The 17,559-nt window shown below is 62.9% G+C and carries 13 protein-coding genes and 1 tRNA gene; 6 read left to right on the top strand and 8 right to left on the bottom strand.

The genetic code is table 11. The features are described 5' to 3' along the window. Window positions 1-25: 25 nt before the first annotated feature. Window positions 26-1,864, bottom strand: coding sequence for a dihydroxy-acid dehydratase (gene ilvD, locus HY30_RS12325; protein WP_034740865.1), 1,839 nt, complete (start codon window positions 1,862-1,864; stop codon window positions 26-28). A gap of 204 nt (window positions 1,865-2,068) precedes the next feature. Here ilvD and HY30_RS12320 point away from each other — a divergent pair, with 204 nt between their 5' ends. Then, on the top strand, window positions 2,069-2,722 hold the full coding sequence (locus HY30_RS12320; protein ID WP_034740859.1) for a glutathione S-transferase family protein: 654 nt from the start codon (window positions 2,069-2,071) through the stop codon (window positions 2,720-2,722). 9 nt (window positions 2,723-2,731) lie between these two features. Here HY30_RS12320 and polA read toward each other — a convergent pair whose 3' ends face one another. Next, on the bottom strand, window positions 2,732-5,521 hold the full coding sequence (gene polA / locus HY30_RS12315) for a DNA polymerase I (RefSeq protein ID WP_034740857.1): 2,790 nt from the start codon (window positions 5,519-5,521) through the stop codon (window positions 2,732-2,734). Window positions 5,522-5,866: 345 nt separating this feature from the next. On the opposite strand from polA, the gene HY30_RS12310 reads away from it, so the two are divergent. After that, window positions 5,867-6,307: a hypothetical protein gene (locus HY30_RS12310; RefSeq protein ID WP_034740855.1), complete on the top strand. Its 441-nt coding sequence runs from the start codon at window positions 5,867-5,869 to the stop codon at window positions 6,305-6,307. A gap of 55 nt (window positions 6,308-6,362) precedes the next feature. Continuing rightward, complete coding sequence (locus HY30_RS12305) at window positions 6,363-7,382, top strand: NADP-dependent oxidoreductase (protein ID WP_206741466.1); 1,020 nt, start codon at window positions 6,363-6,365, stop codon at window positions 7,380-7,382. Between the two features lie 274 nt (window positions 7,383-7,656). Here HY30_RS12305 and HY30_RS12300 read toward each other — a convergent pair whose 3' ends face one another. From HY30_RS12300 to HY30_RS12285, 4 genes are read right to left on the bottom strand one after another with little or no spacing between them, the layout of a single operon-like run. Continuing rightward, window positions 7,657-9,093: an SLC13 family permease gene (locus tag HY30_RS12300; protein ID WP_034740849.1), complete on the bottom strand. Its 1,437-nt coding sequence runs from the start codon at window positions 9,091-9,093 to the stop codon at window positions 7,657-7,659. A 7-nt stretch (window positions 9,094-9,100) separates the two neighbouring features. Continuing rightward, the gene (gene metC, locus HY30_RS12295) at window positions 9,101-10,255 is read right to left on the bottom strand and encodes a cystathionine beta-lyase (RefSeq protein ID WP_034740846.1); all 1,155 of its coding nucleotides are present in this window, start codon (window positions 10,253-10,255) and stop codon (window positions 9,101-9,103) included. Then, window positions 10,255-11,097 (bottom strand): sulfurtransferase, encoded by an 843-nt coding sequence (locus HY30_RS12290; protein WP_034740843.1) that lies wholly within the window; start codon window positions 11,095-11,097, stop codon window positions 10,255-10,257. Before HY30_RS12290 ends, metC begins: the two co-directional genes overlap by 1 nt. Further along, the gene (locus HY30_RS12285) at window positions 11,098-12,105 is read right to left on the bottom strand and encodes a cysteine synthase A (RefSeq protein ID WP_034740840.1); all 1,008 of its coding nucleotides are present in this window, start codon (window positions 12,103-12,105) and stop codon (window positions 11,098-11,100) included. It lies immediately after the preceding gene. Between the two features lie 165 nt (window positions 12,106-12,270). Here HY30_RS12285 and HY30_RS19375 point away from each other — a divergent pair, with 165 nt between their 5' ends. Both HY30_RS19375 and HY30_RS12275 read left to right on the top strand, forming a co-directional pair. Then, a complete protein-coding gene (locus HY30_RS19375; protein WP_051615434.1) occupies window positions 12,271-12,819 on the top strand; it encodes a cupin domain-containing protein in 549 nt (182 codons plus the stop codon). Further along, window positions 12,816-13,508: a DUF6134 family protein gene (locus HY30_RS12275; protein ID WP_034740836.1), complete on the top strand. Its 693-nt coding sequence runs from the start codon at window positions 12,816-12,818 to the stop codon at window positions 13,506-13,508. Before HY30_RS19375 ends, HY30_RS12275 begins: the two co-directional genes overlap by 4 nt. A gap of 9 nt (window positions 13,509-13,517) precedes the next feature. Here the strand turns inward: HY30_RS12275 and HY30_RS12270 are convergent, their stop codons facing one another. Continuing rightward, window positions 13,518-16,067, bottom strand: coding sequence for an AsmA family protein (locus HY30_RS12270; protein WP_081812215.1), 2,550 nt, complete (start codon window positions 16,065-16,067; stop codon window positions 13,518-13,520). A gap of 164 nt (window positions 16,068-16,231) precedes the next feature. On the opposite strand from HY30_RS12270, the gene HY30_RS12265 reads away from it, so the two are divergent. Then, window positions 16,232-16,308 (top strand) — tRNA-Asp (locus HY30_RS12265). A gap of 383 nt (window positions 16,309-16,691) precedes the next feature. On the opposite strand, the gene HY30_RS12260 is transcribed toward HY30_RS12265, so the two are convergent. After that, window positions 16,692-17,559, bottom strand: an 868-nt coding sequence (locus tag HY30_RS12260) for a TonB-dependent receptor domain-containing protein (RefSeq protein ID WP_034740830.1), incomplete at its 5' end; no start/stop codon positions are given.

Here is a 17,559-nt window from a genome sequence, read left to right as displayed (position 1 = left end):
AGCAAATTGACAATACAAGGGTGCATTAAGGATCCAGCCTCACGGCACCCTGAGACGCGTTCCCCACATGCGCGGCGTACACTTTCAGTGCACGGCTCACTTTGCGGGGGCGGTCCTTCACCGGTTTCCAGGCCTTGTCGCCGCGGGCGTCCATGTCGGCGCGGCGGCGGGCGATTTCGGCATCGTCGATCTTCGCATGGATCGTGCGGTTCGGGATGTCGATCTCGATGATATCGCCTTCCTCGACCAGGCCGATCAGGCCGCCTTCAGCCGCTTCCGGGCTGACATGGCCGATGGAGAGGCCTGACGTGCCGCCGGAGAAGCGGCCGTCGGTGATCAGGGCGCAGGCTTTGCCCAGCTTCATCGATTTCAGGTAGGAGGTCGGGTAGAGCATTTCCTGCATGCCGGGTCCGCCGCGCGGGCCTTCATAGCGGATGATCACCACGTCACCGGCGGCCACGCCCTTGTTCAGGATACGGTCGCAGGCCTCTTCCTGGCTCTCGCACACAATGGCGGGGCCGGAGAATTTGAGGATCGAGTCGTCAACGCCCGCAGTCTTCACCACACAGCCTTGCTCCGCGATATTGCCGAACAGCACGGCGAGCCCGCCATCCTGCGAGAAGGCGTGGGACGCTGCACGAATGACGCCCTTCTCGCGGTCGGTGTCGAGTTCCTTGTAGCGGCGCGACTGGCTGAACGCCTGCGTCGTGCGCACGCCGCCCGGCGCGGCAAGGAACAGTTCCTGCACTTCGGGGTCATTGGTCAGCGCCACGTCCCACTTGGTGATGGCCTCGGCCATCGTGGCGGAATGGATCGTGCGCACGCTCGTATCGAGTTTTCCGGCGCGGTCGAGTTCGCCGAGGATGCCGAAAATGCCGCCCGCCCGGTGCACGTCTTCCATGTGCACATTGGCAACGGCCGGGGCGACCTTGCAGAGGCAGGGCGTATGGCGGCTCAGCCGGTCGATATCGGCCAGCGTGAAGTCCACCTCGCCCTCGCTGGCAATCGCCAGCAGGTGCAGGATCGTGTTGGTCGATCCGCCCATGGAAATGTCCAGCGTCATCGCATTCTCGAACGCGGCCTTGTTGGCAATGCCGCGCGCGGAGACGGACTTGTCGCCCTGTTCATAATAGAGCTTGCACAGCTCGACGATGCGGCGCCCGGCGCGGCGGAACAATTGCTCGCGGTCAGAGTGCGTCGCCAGGGTCGAGCCATTGCCCGGCAGGGCAAGGCCAAGCGCTTCGGCGAGGCAGTTCATCGAGTTCGCCGTGAACATGCCGGAGCATGAACCGCAGGTGGGGCAGGCGGCCTCTTCATAGGCCAGCACTTCGGCATCGGTGCGCTCAGGGTTTGCCGCCTCGATCATCGCGTCGATCAGGTCGACCGATTTAAGCTCGCCATCGATATTGACCTTGCCGGCCTCCATCGGGCCGCCGGACACGAACACGACCGGGATGTCGAGGCGCAGGGCGGCCATCATCATGCCGGGGGTGATCTTGTCGCAATTGGAGATGCAGACCATGGCATCGGCACAATGCGCGTTGACCATGTATTCCACGCTGTCGGCGATCACTTCGCGGCTCGGCAGCGAATAGAGCATGCCGTCATGGCCCATCGCGATACCGTCATCCACGGCAATCGTGTTGAATTCCTTGGCCACGCCGCCCGCCGCCTCGATCTCGCCGGCCACCAGCTGACCGAGGTCCTTCAGGTGCACATGGCCCGGCACGAACTGGGTAAACGAGTTCACCACCGCAATGATCGGCTTGCCGAAATCGCCATCCTTCATGCCGGTTGCGCGCCACAGGCCGCGTGCGCCGGCCATGTTGCGGCCATGGGTGGATGTGCGGGAACGATACAGGATTGCCACGATTTACCTCTCAAAGGTCATGTGCAGGAACAGACCCCGCCGCAATACAGCGCGCCCGGCCATTTATCAACAATACGTGGGGCCGCGGGCCCCGCCGATCAACCGTCTGGCAGCCCCGCCCGCCCGGGCGACCACTTTCTGCTTGCACTTTCAAGTGGGATCCAGATGGTTGCGAGTGGCAAGCAGATAGGATGTGCCATGTCCCTCACGCTCTATTCGCACCCGTTTTCGTCCTACTGCCAGAAAGTGCTGATCGCGCTCTGGGAGAGTGACACGCCCTTCACCTACCGCCACCTCGAAGACCCCGGCGCGGGCGAGGAACGGGCCGCCCTCTGGCCGTTTGGTCGCTTCCCCGTCCTCAAGGACGGTCCCAGAACGGTCGCGGAATCCAGCATCATCATCGAATATCTGGACATCCACCACCCCGGCCCGGCGCCCATGATCCCCGAGGATCGCGAAGCTCAACTCGAAGTGCGCTTCATGGACCGCTTCTTCGACAATTACGTCATGACCGAGATGCAGAAGCCGGTGTTCGAGGCAATCCAGGGTGACACGGCCCGCAAGGACGCCGCGCTGGCAGCGGCCGCCACCGCGCTCGACACAGCCTATGCCTGGCTCGAAGACAGACTGGCCGGGCGCACATGGGCGGCGGGCGAGACATTCAGCATGGCAGACTGCGCAGCGGCCCCGTCGCTCTTCTACGCTGACTGGGTGCACCAGATCGGCGACCAGTTCCCGACCGTCCGCGCCTATCGCACGCGGCTCCTGGAGCGGCCATCCTTCGCGCGCGCTGTCGAGGAAGCACGGCGCTACCGCCACTATTTCCCGCTCGGCGCGCCAGACCGCGACTGATCCAAGCCGCTAGTGCGCCTCGGCCCAGTTCTTGGCCGCCCGGGCGTCAACCACCAGCGGCACCGACAGGTTCAGCGCCGGCATCGCCGCGCCCTGCATCGTGTCCTGCGCTACCTTGATCAGTGCCTCGGCCTCGCTTTCGGGGCATTCGAACACGAGTTCATCATGCACCTGCAACAGCATGCGCGCCGTCAGGCCCGCCTTGGCCAGCGCCTCCGGCATGCGGATCATGGCGCGTTTGATGACGTCTGCGGCTGAACCCTGGATCGGCGCATTGATCGCCTGACGCTCCGCAAAGGCCTTGGCCGGGCCCTTGGACTTGATGGCTTCCAGATGGATCTTCCGACCGAAGGCCGTCTTCACATATCCGGTCTCTTTCGCGAAATCCTTGGTCTCGTCCATATAGGCGCGGATGCCTGGGAAGCGCTTGAAATAGGTCTTGATATACTCGGACGCCTCACTCTGCGGGATGCCCAGCTGGCGCGCGAGCCCGAAACCCGAGATGCCGTAGATGATGCCGAAATTGATCGCCTTGGCCTGACGGCGCACCATCGGGTCCATGCCCTCAATCGGCACGCCGAACATCTCGCTGGCTGTCATGGCGTGAATGTCGAGGCCCTTCAGGAAGGCCTCCTTCAGCGCCGGGATGTCCGCCATGTGAGCGAGAATGCGCAGCTCGATCTGGCTATAGTCGGCGCTGACGAGCACATTGCCTTCGTCCGCTATGAAGGCCTGGCGGATCTTGCGGCCTTCCTCGGTCCGCACCGGGATGTTCTGCAGGTTCGGGTCGGAGGATGAGAGGCGCCCCGTCTGCGCCACGGCCATGGCATAGCTCGTGTGCACGCGGCCGGTCTTCTTGTTGATCGCGGCCTGCAGCGCCTCGGTATAGGTCGAGCGCAGTTTCGACAGCGTGCGCCAATCGACAATCGTGCGGGGCAGGGCGTGGCCCTCGGCCGCGAGGCCTTCCAGCACGTCCGCGTCCGTCACCCAGGCGCCGGTCTTGGTTTTTTTGCCGCCGGGCAGGTTCATCTCGTCGAACAGGATTTCGCCGAGCTGTTTCGGGCTGCCGATATTGAAGGCGCGGCCGGCCTGTTCCTCGGCCTCGGCTTCCAGCGCGGCCATACGCTGCGAGAAGTCTGCCGACAGGCGCGAGAGCTGGTCGCGGTCCACCTTGATGCCTTCGCGTTCCATCTGCGCCAGAACGGGCACGAGCGGCCGCTCCAGTGTCTCGTAAACGGTGGTCACCTGCTCCGTATGCAGCTTCGGCTTGAACGTCTGCCACAGGCGCAGCGTCACGTCGGCATCCTCGGCGGCGTATTCCGTCGCCTTGTCCAGCGCCACGCGATCAAAGCTCACCTGCTGCTTGCCGGTGCCGGTCACGTCCTTGTACGAAAGCGGCGAGTGGCCGAGATAGCGTTCCGACAGCGTGTCCATGCCGTGATTATGTTTGCCGGCATTCAGCACATAGGACAGCAGCATCGTGTCATCGATGGGCGCCACGCGAATGCCCTGCGAGGCAAACACGCTGTCATCATACTTGATGTTCTGGCCGATCTTCAGGACAGACGGGTCCTCCAGCATGGGCTTCAGCGCCCGCATTGCGTCCTTCATGCGGATCTGGCGTGGCGGATCAGCGCCGAACATGTCGCCGTCGCCGGCCGCGTTCGGGTCCACATGCGCGAGCGGGATGTAACAGGCCTCGCCGGGCGCCAGCGCGAGCGATACGCCGACAAGGTTCGCCGCCACGGAGTCGAGATTGTCGGTCTCGGTGTCGACCGCGACATAGCCCTGCGCCATGGCGCGGGCGACCCATTCCTCCAGCCGCTCGAAGTCGCGCACCGTTTCGTATTGCGAACGGTCGATCGGGTCCTCGGCCGGCGGCGCCGCCTCGATGGCGCCTTCCATTTCCATCATCTCGCGCACGCGCCGCGTGATCGTGCGGAACTCCATTTCTTCCAGGAAGGCGATTAGCACTTCCGGGTCCGGGTCGGCCACGGCCAGCTCTTCCAGCGGCAGCTCGACCGGCACGTCATCCTTCAGGAGCACCAGCTGTTTCGACAGGCGCACCTGTTCGGCATTTTCGATCAGGCTCTCGCGGCGCTTGGGCTGCTTGATCTCGCCCGCACGTTCCAGCAGCGTTTCGACATCACCATATTCATTGATCAGCTGCGCCGCCGTCTTGATGCCGATGCCCGGCGCGCCCGGCACATTGTCTACGCTGTCGCCAGCCAGCGACTGCACATCCACAACCCGTTCCGGGCCCACACCGAACTTCTCGAAGACTTCCTCGATGCCCAGCGTCTTGTTCTTCATCGTGTCGAGCATCACGACGCGCTCCGACACGAGCTGCATCAGGTCCTTGTCCGATGACACAATGGTCACACGTGCGCCCTTGGCCTCGGCCTGCCGGGAATAGGTCGCGATCAGGTCGTCGGCCTCATAGCCTTCCAGCTCCAGCGCATGGGCGGCAAAGGCGATGGAGGCGCGCCGCACCAGCGGGAATTGCGGGCGCAGCTCTTCAGGCGGCTCGGACCGGTTCGCCTTGTACTGGTCGTACATCTCATTGCGGAACGTGTGCGACGAGGCGTCGAAGATGCAGGCAAAGTGCGTCGGACGATCAGGGCCCTTCAGCTCTTCCAGCAGCTTGAACAGCATGTTGCAGAAGCCTGAGACCGCGCCGATGGGCAAGCCGTCGGAGGCGCGCGTCAGCGGGGGCAGGGCATGGAAGGCGCGGAAAATATAGGCGCTCGCGTCCACGAGATAGAGGTGGCTATCCTTGGTAACGGGGGCAGTGGCCATGAGCAGGGAATCCTTTGCAGGCCGAAGGTTTAACGCCTTGAAGCGGGCCCGTCACCCGCTGCTTATCCAACACCGCCCCGGCGGGTGTATTATGTGCCCGTCGCCTGAATGGAGGCGAAGGGATGGGGCCAGCATGCGCGGCGCCATCTTTCGGGCAGGACGGGGAATCGCGACCCCACTTCCTGTCACACCAGCCATAGATGACGCGGTCTCCTTCCTGCCCGCCCGACATATAAAGGAAACCGGACGCGATCCCCCGCGATCCGGTTTCCGGTGCTGGCGTTCCGGTTCAACCCGATCCGTGGTAATATCCGCGCCTGAATTGCAAATCGGGAGGGACGTGCAATGTCGGAATATAACGAGCCCGCAGGCGTAAAAACGCCGTGGCATCTCTGGCTGGTCGGTGCGATCAGCCTGTTGTGGAATGGATTTGGCTGCGTCGATTTCACGATGACTGCCACGCGCAATGCCGCCTATCTGGAACCCTATCCGCAGGAAATGCTCGACTATTGGCTGAACATGCCACTCTGGATGTGGGCCATATGGGCAGTTGGTGTCTTCGGCGGCCTGCTTGGCAGCATCGCGCTGCTCTTGCGCCGCAAGCTGGCCTTTCCTTTCTTCGCCGCATCTTTCCTTGCCGCGAGCATCAGCATGGGTTTCGGCTTCCTCGACAAGAATGCGCCGCGCATGGAAGGCGCTGGCCTCATGAGCGGCATCATCATCCTGATCGCCCTCCTGCTCACGCTCTATGCCTCGTGGATGTCCCGGCGGGATGTCTTGCGCTGAAACGGTTTCGGTCTAGCCTCCCGGTCCAGAAACGGGAGGAATGATAATGACCGAGATGAACAAGACCTGGATCCTGCGCGCGCGGCCTGTCGGCGAAGTGCGGGAGAGCGATCTCGAACTGGTCGAGGCGCCGCTTGCGCCCCTGAACGAGGGTGAAGTGCGCGCCCGCACCATCTATCTCTCGCTCGACCCCACGAACCGCATCTGGATGAGCGACATGGACGCCTACCTGCCGCCTGTCGGCCTTGGCGACCCGATGCGCGGCGGCGGCCTCGGCCTCGTTACCGAGAGCCGTTTCGGCGGCCTTGAGCCGGGCGATATCGTCAATACCGGCCTTGCCCATTGGTCGCTCTACAACACGCTGCCTGGCGCAGGGCTCGCCAAGATGCCCCAGCTGCCCGGCGTGCCGCTCACGGCCTTCATGGGCCCTATCGGCGCCACCGGCATGACCGCCTATTTCGGCCTCATGGATATCGGCAAGCCGAAAGAGGGCGAAACGGTTGTCGTCTCTGCCGCAGCGGGCGCCGTCGGCTCCATGGTGGGCCAGATCGCCAAGATACAGGGCTGCCGTGTCGTCGGCATCGCGGGCTCTGACGACAAGTGCAAATGGCTGGTCGAAACCGCCGGTTTTGACGCCGCCATCAATTACAAGAAGGAAGATGTTGGCGCGATGCTGGACAAGCATTGCCCCAATGGCATCGACATCAATTTCGAGAATGTCGGCGGCGAGATCATGGACACGGTCATCGCCCGCCTGAACGACTTCTCGCGCATGCCCCTTTGCGGCCTGATCTCGACCTACAACGCCACGGACCCCGTGCCAGGCCCCTACAATTTCGCCAACCTGCTGATGCGCCGGACGCTGGTGAAGGGCTTCATCGTGATCGACTATTACCCGCGCTTTGCCGAAGGCATCCAGCAGATGGCCCAGTGGTTGATGGAGGGGAAACTCAAGTTCGAGACGGATGTCGTGCGCGGCCTCGAAAACGCGCCCTCTAGCCTGTCGCGCCTGTTCGAGGGCAAGAACCTCGGAAAGCTCGTGGTCCAGGTCAGCGAAGAACCGAACAGGTCATAGGTTGATGTCCTGTAGTGGCAGCTGCAGGACATGACGCGTTTTTAATGACAAAAAAGTTACAATAAATGCGTCTCGTACAGCGACGGGTAATCCCCATCTGACCGTTCTAGTCGTGTGATGCTGGCCGGGTACTACCCCCTCCCCACCCGCCGGTCGGCATCACACCCTTTGTGTTCCCGCTGCTGGTACCTCCAAACCTCACCCCTGGCCTGCAGCGGAGTCCCCCCACTTCCCTCACCCTTGCAAGTGGGGGGGCTGCACGCAAAGCCCGGCTTCAGAGCACCAAGGGCGCGATGAAATAGCCAACCAGTGTGATGATCAGGATCCCCATCAGGTTCACCCGCAACCCGCGCCGCACCATATCCTGGATCTGTATCTGGCCCGTCGAATAGACGATGGCATTCGGCGCTGTCGCGACCGGCAGCATGAAGGCGCAGGACGCAGCCACGGCGGCCGGGCCAAGCAGGCTGGCAGGCGCCATGCCCACCGCCACGGCCAGCGCGCCGAGAATGGGCGCCAGCGTCGTCATCGTCGCCACATTGCTCGTCAGCTCCGTCAGGAACAGGACCAGCGCCACGACGACGGCAATGAACAGGATCGGCGGGAAGGCTTCCATGATCGACAGCTGGTTGCCCAGCCATTCCGACAGGCCCGTGCGCGAGATGGCATTGCCCAGCGCGATGCCGCCGCCAAACAGGACCAGCACCCCCCAGGGCAGGCGCTCGGCCTCTTCCCAGTTCAGCAGCATCCGCTTCTCGCCGCCACCGGCTGGCACGAGGAACATCACCACCGCGCCCGCCATGGCGATCATCATGTCCACCTCCGCGCCGCCAAAGCCGGCCAGCGTGCCCCATCCCATAGTGTCCAGCAGGTCGACCAGCCAGAGCCGGGACACCCAGAGCAGGGCGACAAAGCCAAACACGATGGCAGCGCGCATTTCGGGCTGGGTCATGCCACCGAGGGCGATCTTGTCCGTGCGAACCCGGTCCAGCACGTCCTGTCCGCCACTGAATTTTGGCAATGTCCGCGTCAGGATCCACCAGGCCGCCGGCACCAGCAGGGCCGCTGCGGGCACGCCAAAGGCCATCCATTGCGGGAAGCCGATATTGCCGCCCATTTCGGCCTGCAGCCAGTTGATCGCGATCAGGTTTGTCGGCGTGCCAATGGGCGTCGCCACCCCGCCAATCGAGGCAGCATAGCAGATTCCCAGCAAGAGGGCGGTGGCAAACTTGCCGCTCTTGTCGCCGAGGGTCTGGGCCGCCGAAAGCGCAATCGGCATCATCATCAGCGTCGTTGCCGAGTTGGATATCCACATCGACAGCAGCGCCGTCGCCAGCATGAAGCCGAAGATGAGCGCCTTGGGGGCAGCGCCGACACGCGAGATGACGTTGAGCGCGATCCGCTTGTGCAGGTCCCAGCGCTCGATACCCATGGCGATGATGAAACCGCCCAACAGCAGCAACACGATATAGTTTGCGTAATCGTAGCCTACTTGCCTGGGCGTACCGGCGCCGATCAGGGGGAGGATCACCAGCGGCAGCAGCGACGTCGCCGGAATCGGAATCGCCTCGGTCGCCCACCAGGTTGCCATCAGCACCATCAGCGCCCCCGTATACCAGGCAGCAATGGTCAGTCCCTCCGGCGGGCCGAATAGCAGCATGATCCCCGCCAATACTGGTCCGAGGATCAGTCCGATCTTTTGTGCCCCCATAGTGCGTTCAGCTCCCCGTCATGGCCTCAAAGCCCGCTGTAAGGTCCGCAACGAGATCGTCAACGGCCTCCAGTCCGATATGAATGCGCAGAAGGGGGCCCGATCGGGTCTCGGTCCAGCTTCCCTTCATGCGCGTTAACTGGTGGTCGCACGGAATGATGAGGCTCTCAAAGCCTCCCCAGGAGAATCCCATCGAAAACAGGTGCATTGCCTCGAAAAAGCGTTCCAGACCGCCTTCCGGCACCGGATTGAGGATGATTCCGAACAATCCGTTCGATCCGCTGAAGTCGCGCTGCCAGATCGCGTGGTCGGGATGCGAGGGCAAAGCCGGGTTCAGCACCTCGGCGACTTCGGGCCGGGATTCGAGCCATTCGGATATGGCGAGCCCTGCGGCTTCGTGCGCTTTCAGGCGCGTCTTCAGGGTGCGCAGGCCGCGCACGCACAGATAGGCGTCGTCCGGCGCGAGGCTGATGCCCCAGTCTTCCGACAGGGCTTCGAGCCGTCCGGCCATGGCATTGTCGCGCGTCATCACCGCGCCGCCAAAGGCATCGGAATGGCCCGCCGGGTACTTCGTCAGGGCCTGCGCCGACAGGTCCACGCCCAGCGCCAGCGGCTGGTGATGCAGGCCGGCGCCCCATGTATTGTCCATGATCGTGCGAATGCCGCGGGCCTTGGCGATTTCAACAATGGCGGGCGTATCGCTCACCTCGAATGTCAGGGAGCCCGGCGATTCCAGGAAGATCGCCTTGGTGTTCTCCTGGATCAGGTCGGCAATACCGGCGCCGATGCGCGGATCGTACCGGTCTGTCTTCACGCCCATGGCCGGCAGACGGCGCTCGCAAAAGCGGGCGGTCGGGCCGTAGGAGGAATCCGGGAAGAGCAGATGGTCCCCGGCGCGCACACAGCTGGCAATTGCCAGCGTGCAGGCCTGCAGGCCATTGGCCGCGAGCCGCGTATAGGTCGCGCCTTCCAGCTCGCACATGGCGGCTTCCAGCTCGCGGTGTACCGTCAGGCCCATGCGGCCATAGGTCGGCTTGGGCCCGTAGAGGGCGTCTTCCGTGTTGAACAGCACCGTCGAGGCACGCTCCACGGGCGGGTTCACGGTCACCCGTCCCAGCCGGTCGCGCCGCGTGTGGATCAGTCGCGTTTCAAGGTGTTTCATCAGGCTTCCGTCGCAATCGGACGGGACGGATCGGATGCCCATTCGGTCCAGGACCCGTCATAGACGGCGACATCCCAGTTGCCGAGGCGCGCCAGCGCCAGAGCCGTGACGGCGGCGGTCACGCCAGAGCCGCAGGTCGTGACGGTCGGTGCCATCGGATCCTTGAACAGGTTGGCCAGTTGCCTGGCTGATTTCATGTGGCCGTCTTCGGTGATCAGGGCGCTGCCGGGCAGGTTCACGCTTCCGGGAATGTGGCCCGATTTCAGCCCTTCACGCGGTTCAGGCACACGGCCGAAAAAGCGCCCATCCGGCCGCGCATCGATGATGGCGAGCCGCGCCGAGCCGACGGCCTTTTCGAGGCCGGCAGAATCCATGATGAGGTCGCTGCGCACGCGCGGTGTGAAATGGCGTTCGCTGACCACAGGCGGCAAGTCTTCCAGCCCGCCGCCCGCTTCCACCCATGCGGCCAGCCCGCCGTCCAGAACGTGCACATCGGTATGGCCCATCACGCGCAGCATCCACCAGACGCGCGCCGAGGCGAAGAAGCGGTTCTGGTCATAGACGATAATCCGGTTGCCATCGCCGACGCCCAGCTTGCGGATGCGCGACGAGAATTTCACGGCATCGGGCAGCATGTGCGGGTAGGGCGATGCGTCATCGGCGACATGATCGATGTCGAAAAATGTGGCGCCGGGAATATGGCCGCGTGCCCAGGCCTGGCGGCCTGTCTCGGGCGGATTGGTGAAGTCGGCAAAATATGTTGCGTCGAGCACACGGATATCCGGTGCATCAAAGTTTTTCAGCAGCCATTCTGCGCTGACGAGGGGATCGCCCGACTCCATCTATTTCGTCTCCATCCACGGTGGCACCGGCAGGTCCTTCGATCGAAGGAATTCCGGATTATAAAGTTTCGATTGGTACCTGTTGCCATAGTCGCACAGCATCGTAACGATCGTATGGCCCGGTCCCATGTCGCGCGCCATTTTTACGGCGCCTGCCACATTGATACCGGCTGAGCCGCCGAGGCAAAGCCCTTCCGTCTGCACGAGGTCGAAAAGTATGTGCAGGGCTTCGGCGTCGCTGCACCTGTAGGCGCGGTCGACTTCGATGCCTTCAAGATTGGCCGTGATACGCCCCTGGCCGATGCCTTCGGTGATCGAGGTGCCCTCGGACTTCAGCTCGCCATTGGTAAAGTATTCGTACATCGCCGCGCCGCCCGGATCGGCGACGCCGATCTGCACCGACTTGCGCTTCTCCTTCAGGGCCAGCGAGACACCGCCCAGCGTGCCGCCGGAGCCGACAGCGCAGATAAAGGCGTCGAGCTTGCCATCGGTCTGGTTCCATATCTCCTGGCCGGTCGTGTCATAATGCGCCTTGCGGTTCGACACATTGTCGAACTGGTTGGCCCAAATCGCACCGTTTGGCTCAGATTTGGCCAGGTCTTCGGCGAGGCGGCCGGAAAACTTGATGTAATTGTTCGGATTGGCATAGGGCACGGCGTCCACTTCGATCAGCTCGGCGCCGAGCAGGCGGATGGCATCCTTCTTCTCCTGGCTCTGGGTGCGTGGCATCACGATCACTACGCGGTAGCCGAGTGCCGCGCCGACCAGCGCAAGGCCGATGCCGGTATTGCCGGCCGTGCCTTCCACGATCGTGCCACCGGGCTTCAGCTGGCCTACTGCCTCGGCATCGCGCACGATGCCCAGTGCGGGTCGATCCTTGACCGACTGGCCGGGGTTAAGAAACTCGCACTTTCCAAGAATTTCGCACCCGGTTTCATCTGAAACCTTGTTCAGGCGCAGCAGCGGCGTATTTCCGATCAGGTCAATGACGGAGCGATGTGTGGTCATGCGGGCAGGTCCGGTTGGTTTGAGGTGGCGGTGCCCGGTCAAGCTAGGGTGCAGCGGCCCAATGCACAACTGCTGCAGCCATGCTTGCGCAAGTGATCCATCCCGGCATCCGGCCCGTACAAGGCCTGAATGCGTTCGTTTACCCTACAGGACACCCGCGTGACGATGAATGAATCCTATGCGTCCTTCATGATGGACCACGCCGCCGGCAACCATGCCGGCGCGCTTGCGCTTGCCGGCGACTTGCACATGTTACTGAGCCAGGAAGGCGCTGAATCGGCTTGGCTTTGGTCGGTTATCGGTGGCGCCTTGCTCGATCAGGCTCCTGACGCCGCTCCGGCTGCGCCGCGCAAGGGCGCGCGCCGCAAAGCCGACATGGCCGTCGAAAGCGCCAGCGAACTGCTCGCGATGGCCGACAACTCGCTGAACTGGAAGCGCGGCATCTCCGGCATCTCCTACGCCAATTGCGGCACGCGCGGCGCCAAGTTCATGAAGCTCCAGCCCGGCCAGTCCGCGCCTGCCCACGGTCATGGCAGCCTTGAGGCGACGGTCGTTATCCAGGGCCAGTTCAGCGACGGCCACGGAGTCTACAAACGCGGCGACCTTGTACTCGGTGAGCCCGGCATCCGTCACAAGCCAGCTGCCGCCGGTGACGAGGTGTGCATTTGTTTCGTTGCCGAAACCAGCAACCCCCTCTGGAACCTGTTCCGATGATCAGATACGTCCTCACAACGGTCGCACTTTCCCTGGTGCTTGCGCCTGCATGGGCCGACAATATGCCTGCGCCTACCTCTGGAACGGTCACGGAATCCCCATGGAAGCCCCGGGACGGCGACCGCATTGCCTTTGACGTTCTGCGAAAGGGCAAGCCGTTCGGCACCCACACGGTTTCCTTTGCCGTCGACCCAGACGGCACATTGAAGGCCACAACCGATGTGCGCCTGAAGGCCGGGCTCGGCCCGATCACGGTGTTTCACTATGAACTCGACGCCACCGAGACGTGGAAAGACGGCACGCTGGTCGCCCTGAAAGGCGCTGTGGATGACGATGGCAAGGATGGCACCGTGACCGCAACGCGCGAAGGCGACGTGCTTGAGGTCAAAGGCACTGAATATACAGGTGAGGCGCCACTCGGCATCCTGCCGTCCAGCCACTGGAATTTTGCGCAGACCGGGGCAAAGGAGCTGCTCTCCACCGAGGACGGCGAGCTGATCAAGGTCAAGGTGATCGACAAGGGCATGGATACGGTCACCGTCGCCGGACAGCCGGTCGAGGCGCACCACTACCTGATGGATTCAGCCATCGACGTGGACCTCTGGTATGACGATCAGGGCCGCTGGGTGAAGCTGGCCTTCGTGGCCCGCGACCAGCAGATCGAATACGTCCTGACCCAGCCCTACTAAGCCCTCGTTCTACTCCGGCGGCGTAGCTGGCTCTTCCTTCTTTTTCTTCTTGCTGAGCAGGCTGCCCAGCGCATTGATGGCGGCTTTCTCGGCCGCATCCTCGATTGTGGGGGCCGGCTGTGCCGTTTCCGGCGTAGAGCCATCTGCGGCCGGGGCAGGCTGTGCCTGATTGCCGCCCAGTACGGAGCCGATGATTGAGCCGGCGTCCCCGCCAAGCTTGCCGCTCAGCTCGTCTTTCAGCTTGTTGCCAAGCTCTGCCTTGAGCGCAGACTGGATGCCCGATGTATCCGGCGAGACCTTCAGGTTTGTCCACGCGCCGGAAATGCGCACAGGCACTGGAATGCCGTTCAGCTGAATGACGCTGCCGTCGCCCTGGCCCTTCTTGTCGACGCTCGTGGCAAGCCGCACGTCCAGGGCCTGGCCGCCGAGATTGATCTTGCCGGAGCCGTCAATCCCGAGCACCGGGTTGATCAGTTTCATCAGGTCTACATTGGCCACGCCGTCGGTGATCGTGAGCACGGTGTCGAAGCTCGTGAAGTCCGTCTCGGCCGATGGCGAGAGGGCCGACGAGAAATCGAGATTGGCGAGGTTCCCCGTTGTCAGCGCGCTTTGCAGCGACTGGGCGCTGCGCACCAGTTGCGAGACGTTGAGGCCCTTCAGCGCGCCGTCCGTCAGGTTCGTCGTGACCTTGCCGTCCAGCGCATTGACGATGTCATAGAGCGAGTTGCCCGTCGCTGCGCCGGAAAGCTGGAAGCCGCCCGTACCGGTCAGCTTGTCGAAGCCCGCCAGCGTGCCCAGCAGGCTGGACATGCCGACGCCGCTGCCATTCATCGCGAAGTCCATGGCGGGCGTGGCGCCCTGCGCGTTGACGTTCAGCTTGCCGCTCCAGTTGCCGCCAAAGGCCTTGAACTGGGAGAGGTCGGTGGCGAGCTTGCCATTGTCGAGCGTCGTGGAGAGGGCGGCATCGGTCAGCTTGACCTTGCCGATCGTGAGGGCGCTGGTCGTGATCTTGATGTCGGCATCGACGGCCTTGAGCCCCGCGAGATCGAGCGGCTCCTTGCTCCAGCCCGTATTGGCTGTTGCCGGCTTTTCGGCCGCGTCGCCTTCGCCAAGGAAGGGCGAGAGATCAAGCGGGCCCATATCGAGGTCGCCGGTGATTTTCGGCCGCTCGCCGGTGAGATCGACGCCTGCCGTGCCCTTGCCCGTAATATCGTCGAGCGTGAGCGTGAGCCCGGTCAGGTTCAGCTTCTTGAAGCTGCCCTTGATGGCGCTGTCGACCTTGAAGCTTTTAAGCGTCTCGCCGGGGGCCATTTCCACGTCAGCCGCCTTGAGCAGAGCGCGAAGCTCGTTGCTGGAGGCATTCACCTGGCCGTTCACGCTGCCGTCACCGCCAAGGCCGACTGCGCCCATATAGCTCGCATTCAGCAGGGCACCGGTATGCGTCACATCGAGGTTTGCAAGGTTCAGCGCATCGACGGGGCCCTTGATGGCGCCTTTCAGTTCGACGCGCTCAAGGGCGTCGCTGGCCGGAATCTCGATCCCCATCTCAGTGGCGAGATCGCCAGCCTGAGGCAGGACCGCGGAGAGTTGCCCGTCGACCGTGATCGCCTCACCGAGGGAGACCGTGCCCGTATAGCCCGCATCGATCAGCTTGCCCTTGATGGTGAGGGTTTCGAATTTGATCTGCGGCGCCTCAAGCGAGCCTGACAGCGTCGCCTTCACGTCTGCGCCGCCGAGCGGAGCGACATTGTAAGGCATGTCCACGTCCGCGAACCTGGTGAGATCGGCAATGCTGGGCGCAGAGAGGGTCAGCGTGCCGGCAATGGCCGAGGCATCGCCCATTGTGACGCTGCCATCATAGTCGGCATTTACCAGAGCGGACTTGAGGCTAAGTACGGCGGAAGCGGGGGTATTGCTCGTCAGCGCTTCCGGCGAATCGAGATCGAGCGTCATGTCGAATTTTTCGCCCTGGAAGAGGCCGGATCCCTTGATGTCCACGGGCTGGTTCATCGCCTGCATGGAGGCCTGCAGGTCGAGTTCCTTCAGCTCATAGGTGCTGCCGGCCGCATCGTCGCGATAGGTGAGGCTGGCATTTTCCAGCCGGGCTGAGGCGATGCCTGCATCAAACCCGCCACTGGAGCCCTCAGGCGTCTCTTCGGTGGGCTCGGAGGACGTGCCAAATTCCCAGTTGGCTTTGCCGTCGGCCAGGCGGTGCAGGTCAACATTGGCATCGACAAAGGCGATTTCCTGGACGTCGACCCGGCGCGAGAGGAGGGGCAGCCATTTGACCGATCCGCGCAGTTCGCCGGCCTCGATCATGTTGGGGCGGTCGAACCCTTCCGGGTTGGCCACCGTAACGCCGCCAATGCTGGCCGCGATTCGGGGGAAGACCGAGATTTTGACGTCGCCTGTCAGGGTCACCTCGCGCTGAAGCGCGTCAGTGGCGGCCTTTTCGATCTGGTTGCGGTAAACATCCTTCGGCACGAGGAAGGGAATCACCAGCGCGGCCACCACAAGCAGGCCGACAATGCCTGCGACAATGAGCAATATCCGTTTCATGGGGCCGTCCTGTTTGCTGCGAAGCTTTCAGATAATTGTATAATGTGACCGGGGAATGACCAGAGAATAGCACATAATCGAAAATAGCCTGACGTTACGCGCTTGACCGCCCATCCCCGCTTGATTAGAGAGGCGCTTCGCCGCTTTGCGGTCGGAGAAAATACGCGGGTGTAGCTCAGTCGGTTAGAGTGCCGGCCTGTCACGCCGGAGGTCGCGGGTTCAAGTCCCGTCACTCGCGCCATTTTCTATATGTTTTTGACAAAAAATCCCCGCCTTCCTTGGGTTTCACTCAGGGAAGGCGGGGATTTTTGTTTGCCACGGCCATGCGTCACCCTGAGCCGCTCTGCCGACGCACAGAGGCAGTCGTTCGCTCTCTGCGCGGCTCCTTCATTTAAAGATGCCCTGAAGCGCGCCCAGCGCCCGAGAGAGCGTGCGGGATACGCCATCATACATGTATGTCATGGGGGCGTCGGCGGGAGAGACGGGATGTCTCGATCCATGGCTGACTGTGGGGGGAGCCGGCGCGGCATCGAAATGTGCGGCAGTGTTGTCCGGGGGCGGAGAGCGGTTGCCCCATACGGGTCTCCCGGCCCCTTGCGAGGGCCGGGAGATAGTCTGGGAGGGTTACTGCGAGAACAGACGCAGGCGTACGCCCACAGTGCGCGGGTTGGGACCAGCGCCAGCCGGCACACCGGCATTGCCGACAAATGTCGGGCCGCGTTCATCGGTCAGGTTGGTACCGAACAATGAAAGCTCATAGTTCTCGGTCCGCATGCCAAGTGTTGCGTTGGCCAGGCTGTAAGGATCAGCGATCGCGCCGTTCGACTGGAGACGGTCACCATTGCGGCTGTAGCCGATATTGCCGAAGCCTTCGATATTCGCAGTGATGTCCCGCGTGTAGGCGGCGTCAATCCGGTAGTTCGACTCAATGGTGTTGACCAGGCGTGAGCCGGGCTTGAATAGTGGAAGCGCGGCCTGAACGGCAGGATCGACGCGATCGAAGTTGGAGTCGTTGAAGTTCCCCACAGCGTTCAGGCTGAGGCCTTCAATCGGCGTGTCCCAATGCACTTCGAGGTCGATACCCTTCGAGGTGCCGTCGCCGAAGTTGGAGAAGCCGTTGACACCGTCAATGGCACCCGGCGTGCTGGTTTGCAGGTCCGTATACTCAGTCTGATAGAGGTTCAGGCCGAATGTAAGGCTGCGATCAGGCGTGCGCCATTTCAGGCCGAATTCGTAGTTCTGGGACGTTTCCGGCTCCAGGCCTACCTGCGCGGGCACACCGGCCAGCTGGAGGGATTCAACCTGGATCTGCGACTGCACGATCCCTGCACGGAAACCTGTGGACGCGGTAACGAACATCGTCAGGTCGTCGGTGGGCAGGTAGGAGAGGTTCACGCGCCATGTGGTGACGTCCTTTTCGGTCGCCAGCGAACTGGTTGCGTCCTCGAAGGTACGTTTGTCGTGATACTGACGAAGGCCGACAAGCGGAACC

The organism is Hyphomonas chukchiensis, assembly GCF_000682695.1.
In the GTDB taxonomy this organism is placed as follows: domain Bacteria; phylum Pseudomonadota; class Alphaproteobacteria; order Caulobacterales; family Hyphomonadaceae; genus Hyphomonas; species Hyphomonas chukchiensis.
This window is presented reverse-complemented; position numbering and strand designations above follow the sequence as displayed.

What these genes read in the sequence shown, in the direction of transcription:
- HY30_RS12310 (WP_034740855.1), top strand. Translation starts at nt 5,867, where the DNA reads ATGTCGGAATATAACGAGCCCGCAGGCGTAAAAACGCCGTGGCATCTC.
- HY30_RS12275 (WP_034740836.1), top strand. Translation starts at nt 12,816, where the DNA reads ATGATCAGATACGTCCTCACAACGGTCGCACTTTCCCTGGTGCTTGCG.
- HY30_RS12285 (WP_034740840.1), bottom strand. Translation starts at nt 12,105, where the DNA reads ATGACCACACATCGCTCCGTCATTGACCTGATCGGAAATACGCCGCTG.
- HY30_RS12305 (WP_206741466.1), top strand. Translation starts at nt 6,363, where the DNA reads ATGAACAAGACCTGGATCCTGCGCGCGCGGCCTGTCGGCGAAGTGCGG.
- polA (WP_034740857.1), bottom strand. Translation starts at nt 5,521, where the DNA reads ATGGCCACTGCCCCCGTTACCAAGGATAGCCACCTCTATCTCGTGGAC.
- HY30_RS12300 (WP_034740849.1), bottom strand. Translation starts at nt 9,093, where the DNA reads ATGGGGGCACAAAAGATCGGACTGATCCTCGGACCAGTATTGGCGGGG.
- metC (WP_034740846.1), bottom strand. Translation starts at nt 10,255, where the DNA reads ATGAAACACCTTGAAACGCGACTGATCCACACGCGGCGCGACCGGCTG.
- HY30_RS12320 (WP_034740859.1), top strand. Translation starts at nt 2,069, where the DNA reads ATGTCCCTCACGCTCTATTCGCACCCGTTTTCGTCCTACTGCCAGAAA.
- HY30_RS12270 (WP_081812215.1), bottom strand. Translation starts at nt 16,067, where the DNA reads ATGAAACGGATATTGCTCATTGTCGCAGGCATTGTCGGCCTGCTTGTG.
- HY30_RS12290 (WP_034740843.1), bottom strand. Translation starts at nt 11,097, where the DNA reads ATGGAGTCGGGCGATCCCCTCGTCAGCGCAGAATGGCTGCTGAAAAAC.
- HY30_RS19375 (WP_051615434.1), top strand. Translation starts at nt 12,271, where the DNA reads ATGAATGAATCCTATGCGTCCTTCATGATGGACCACGCCGCCGGCAAC.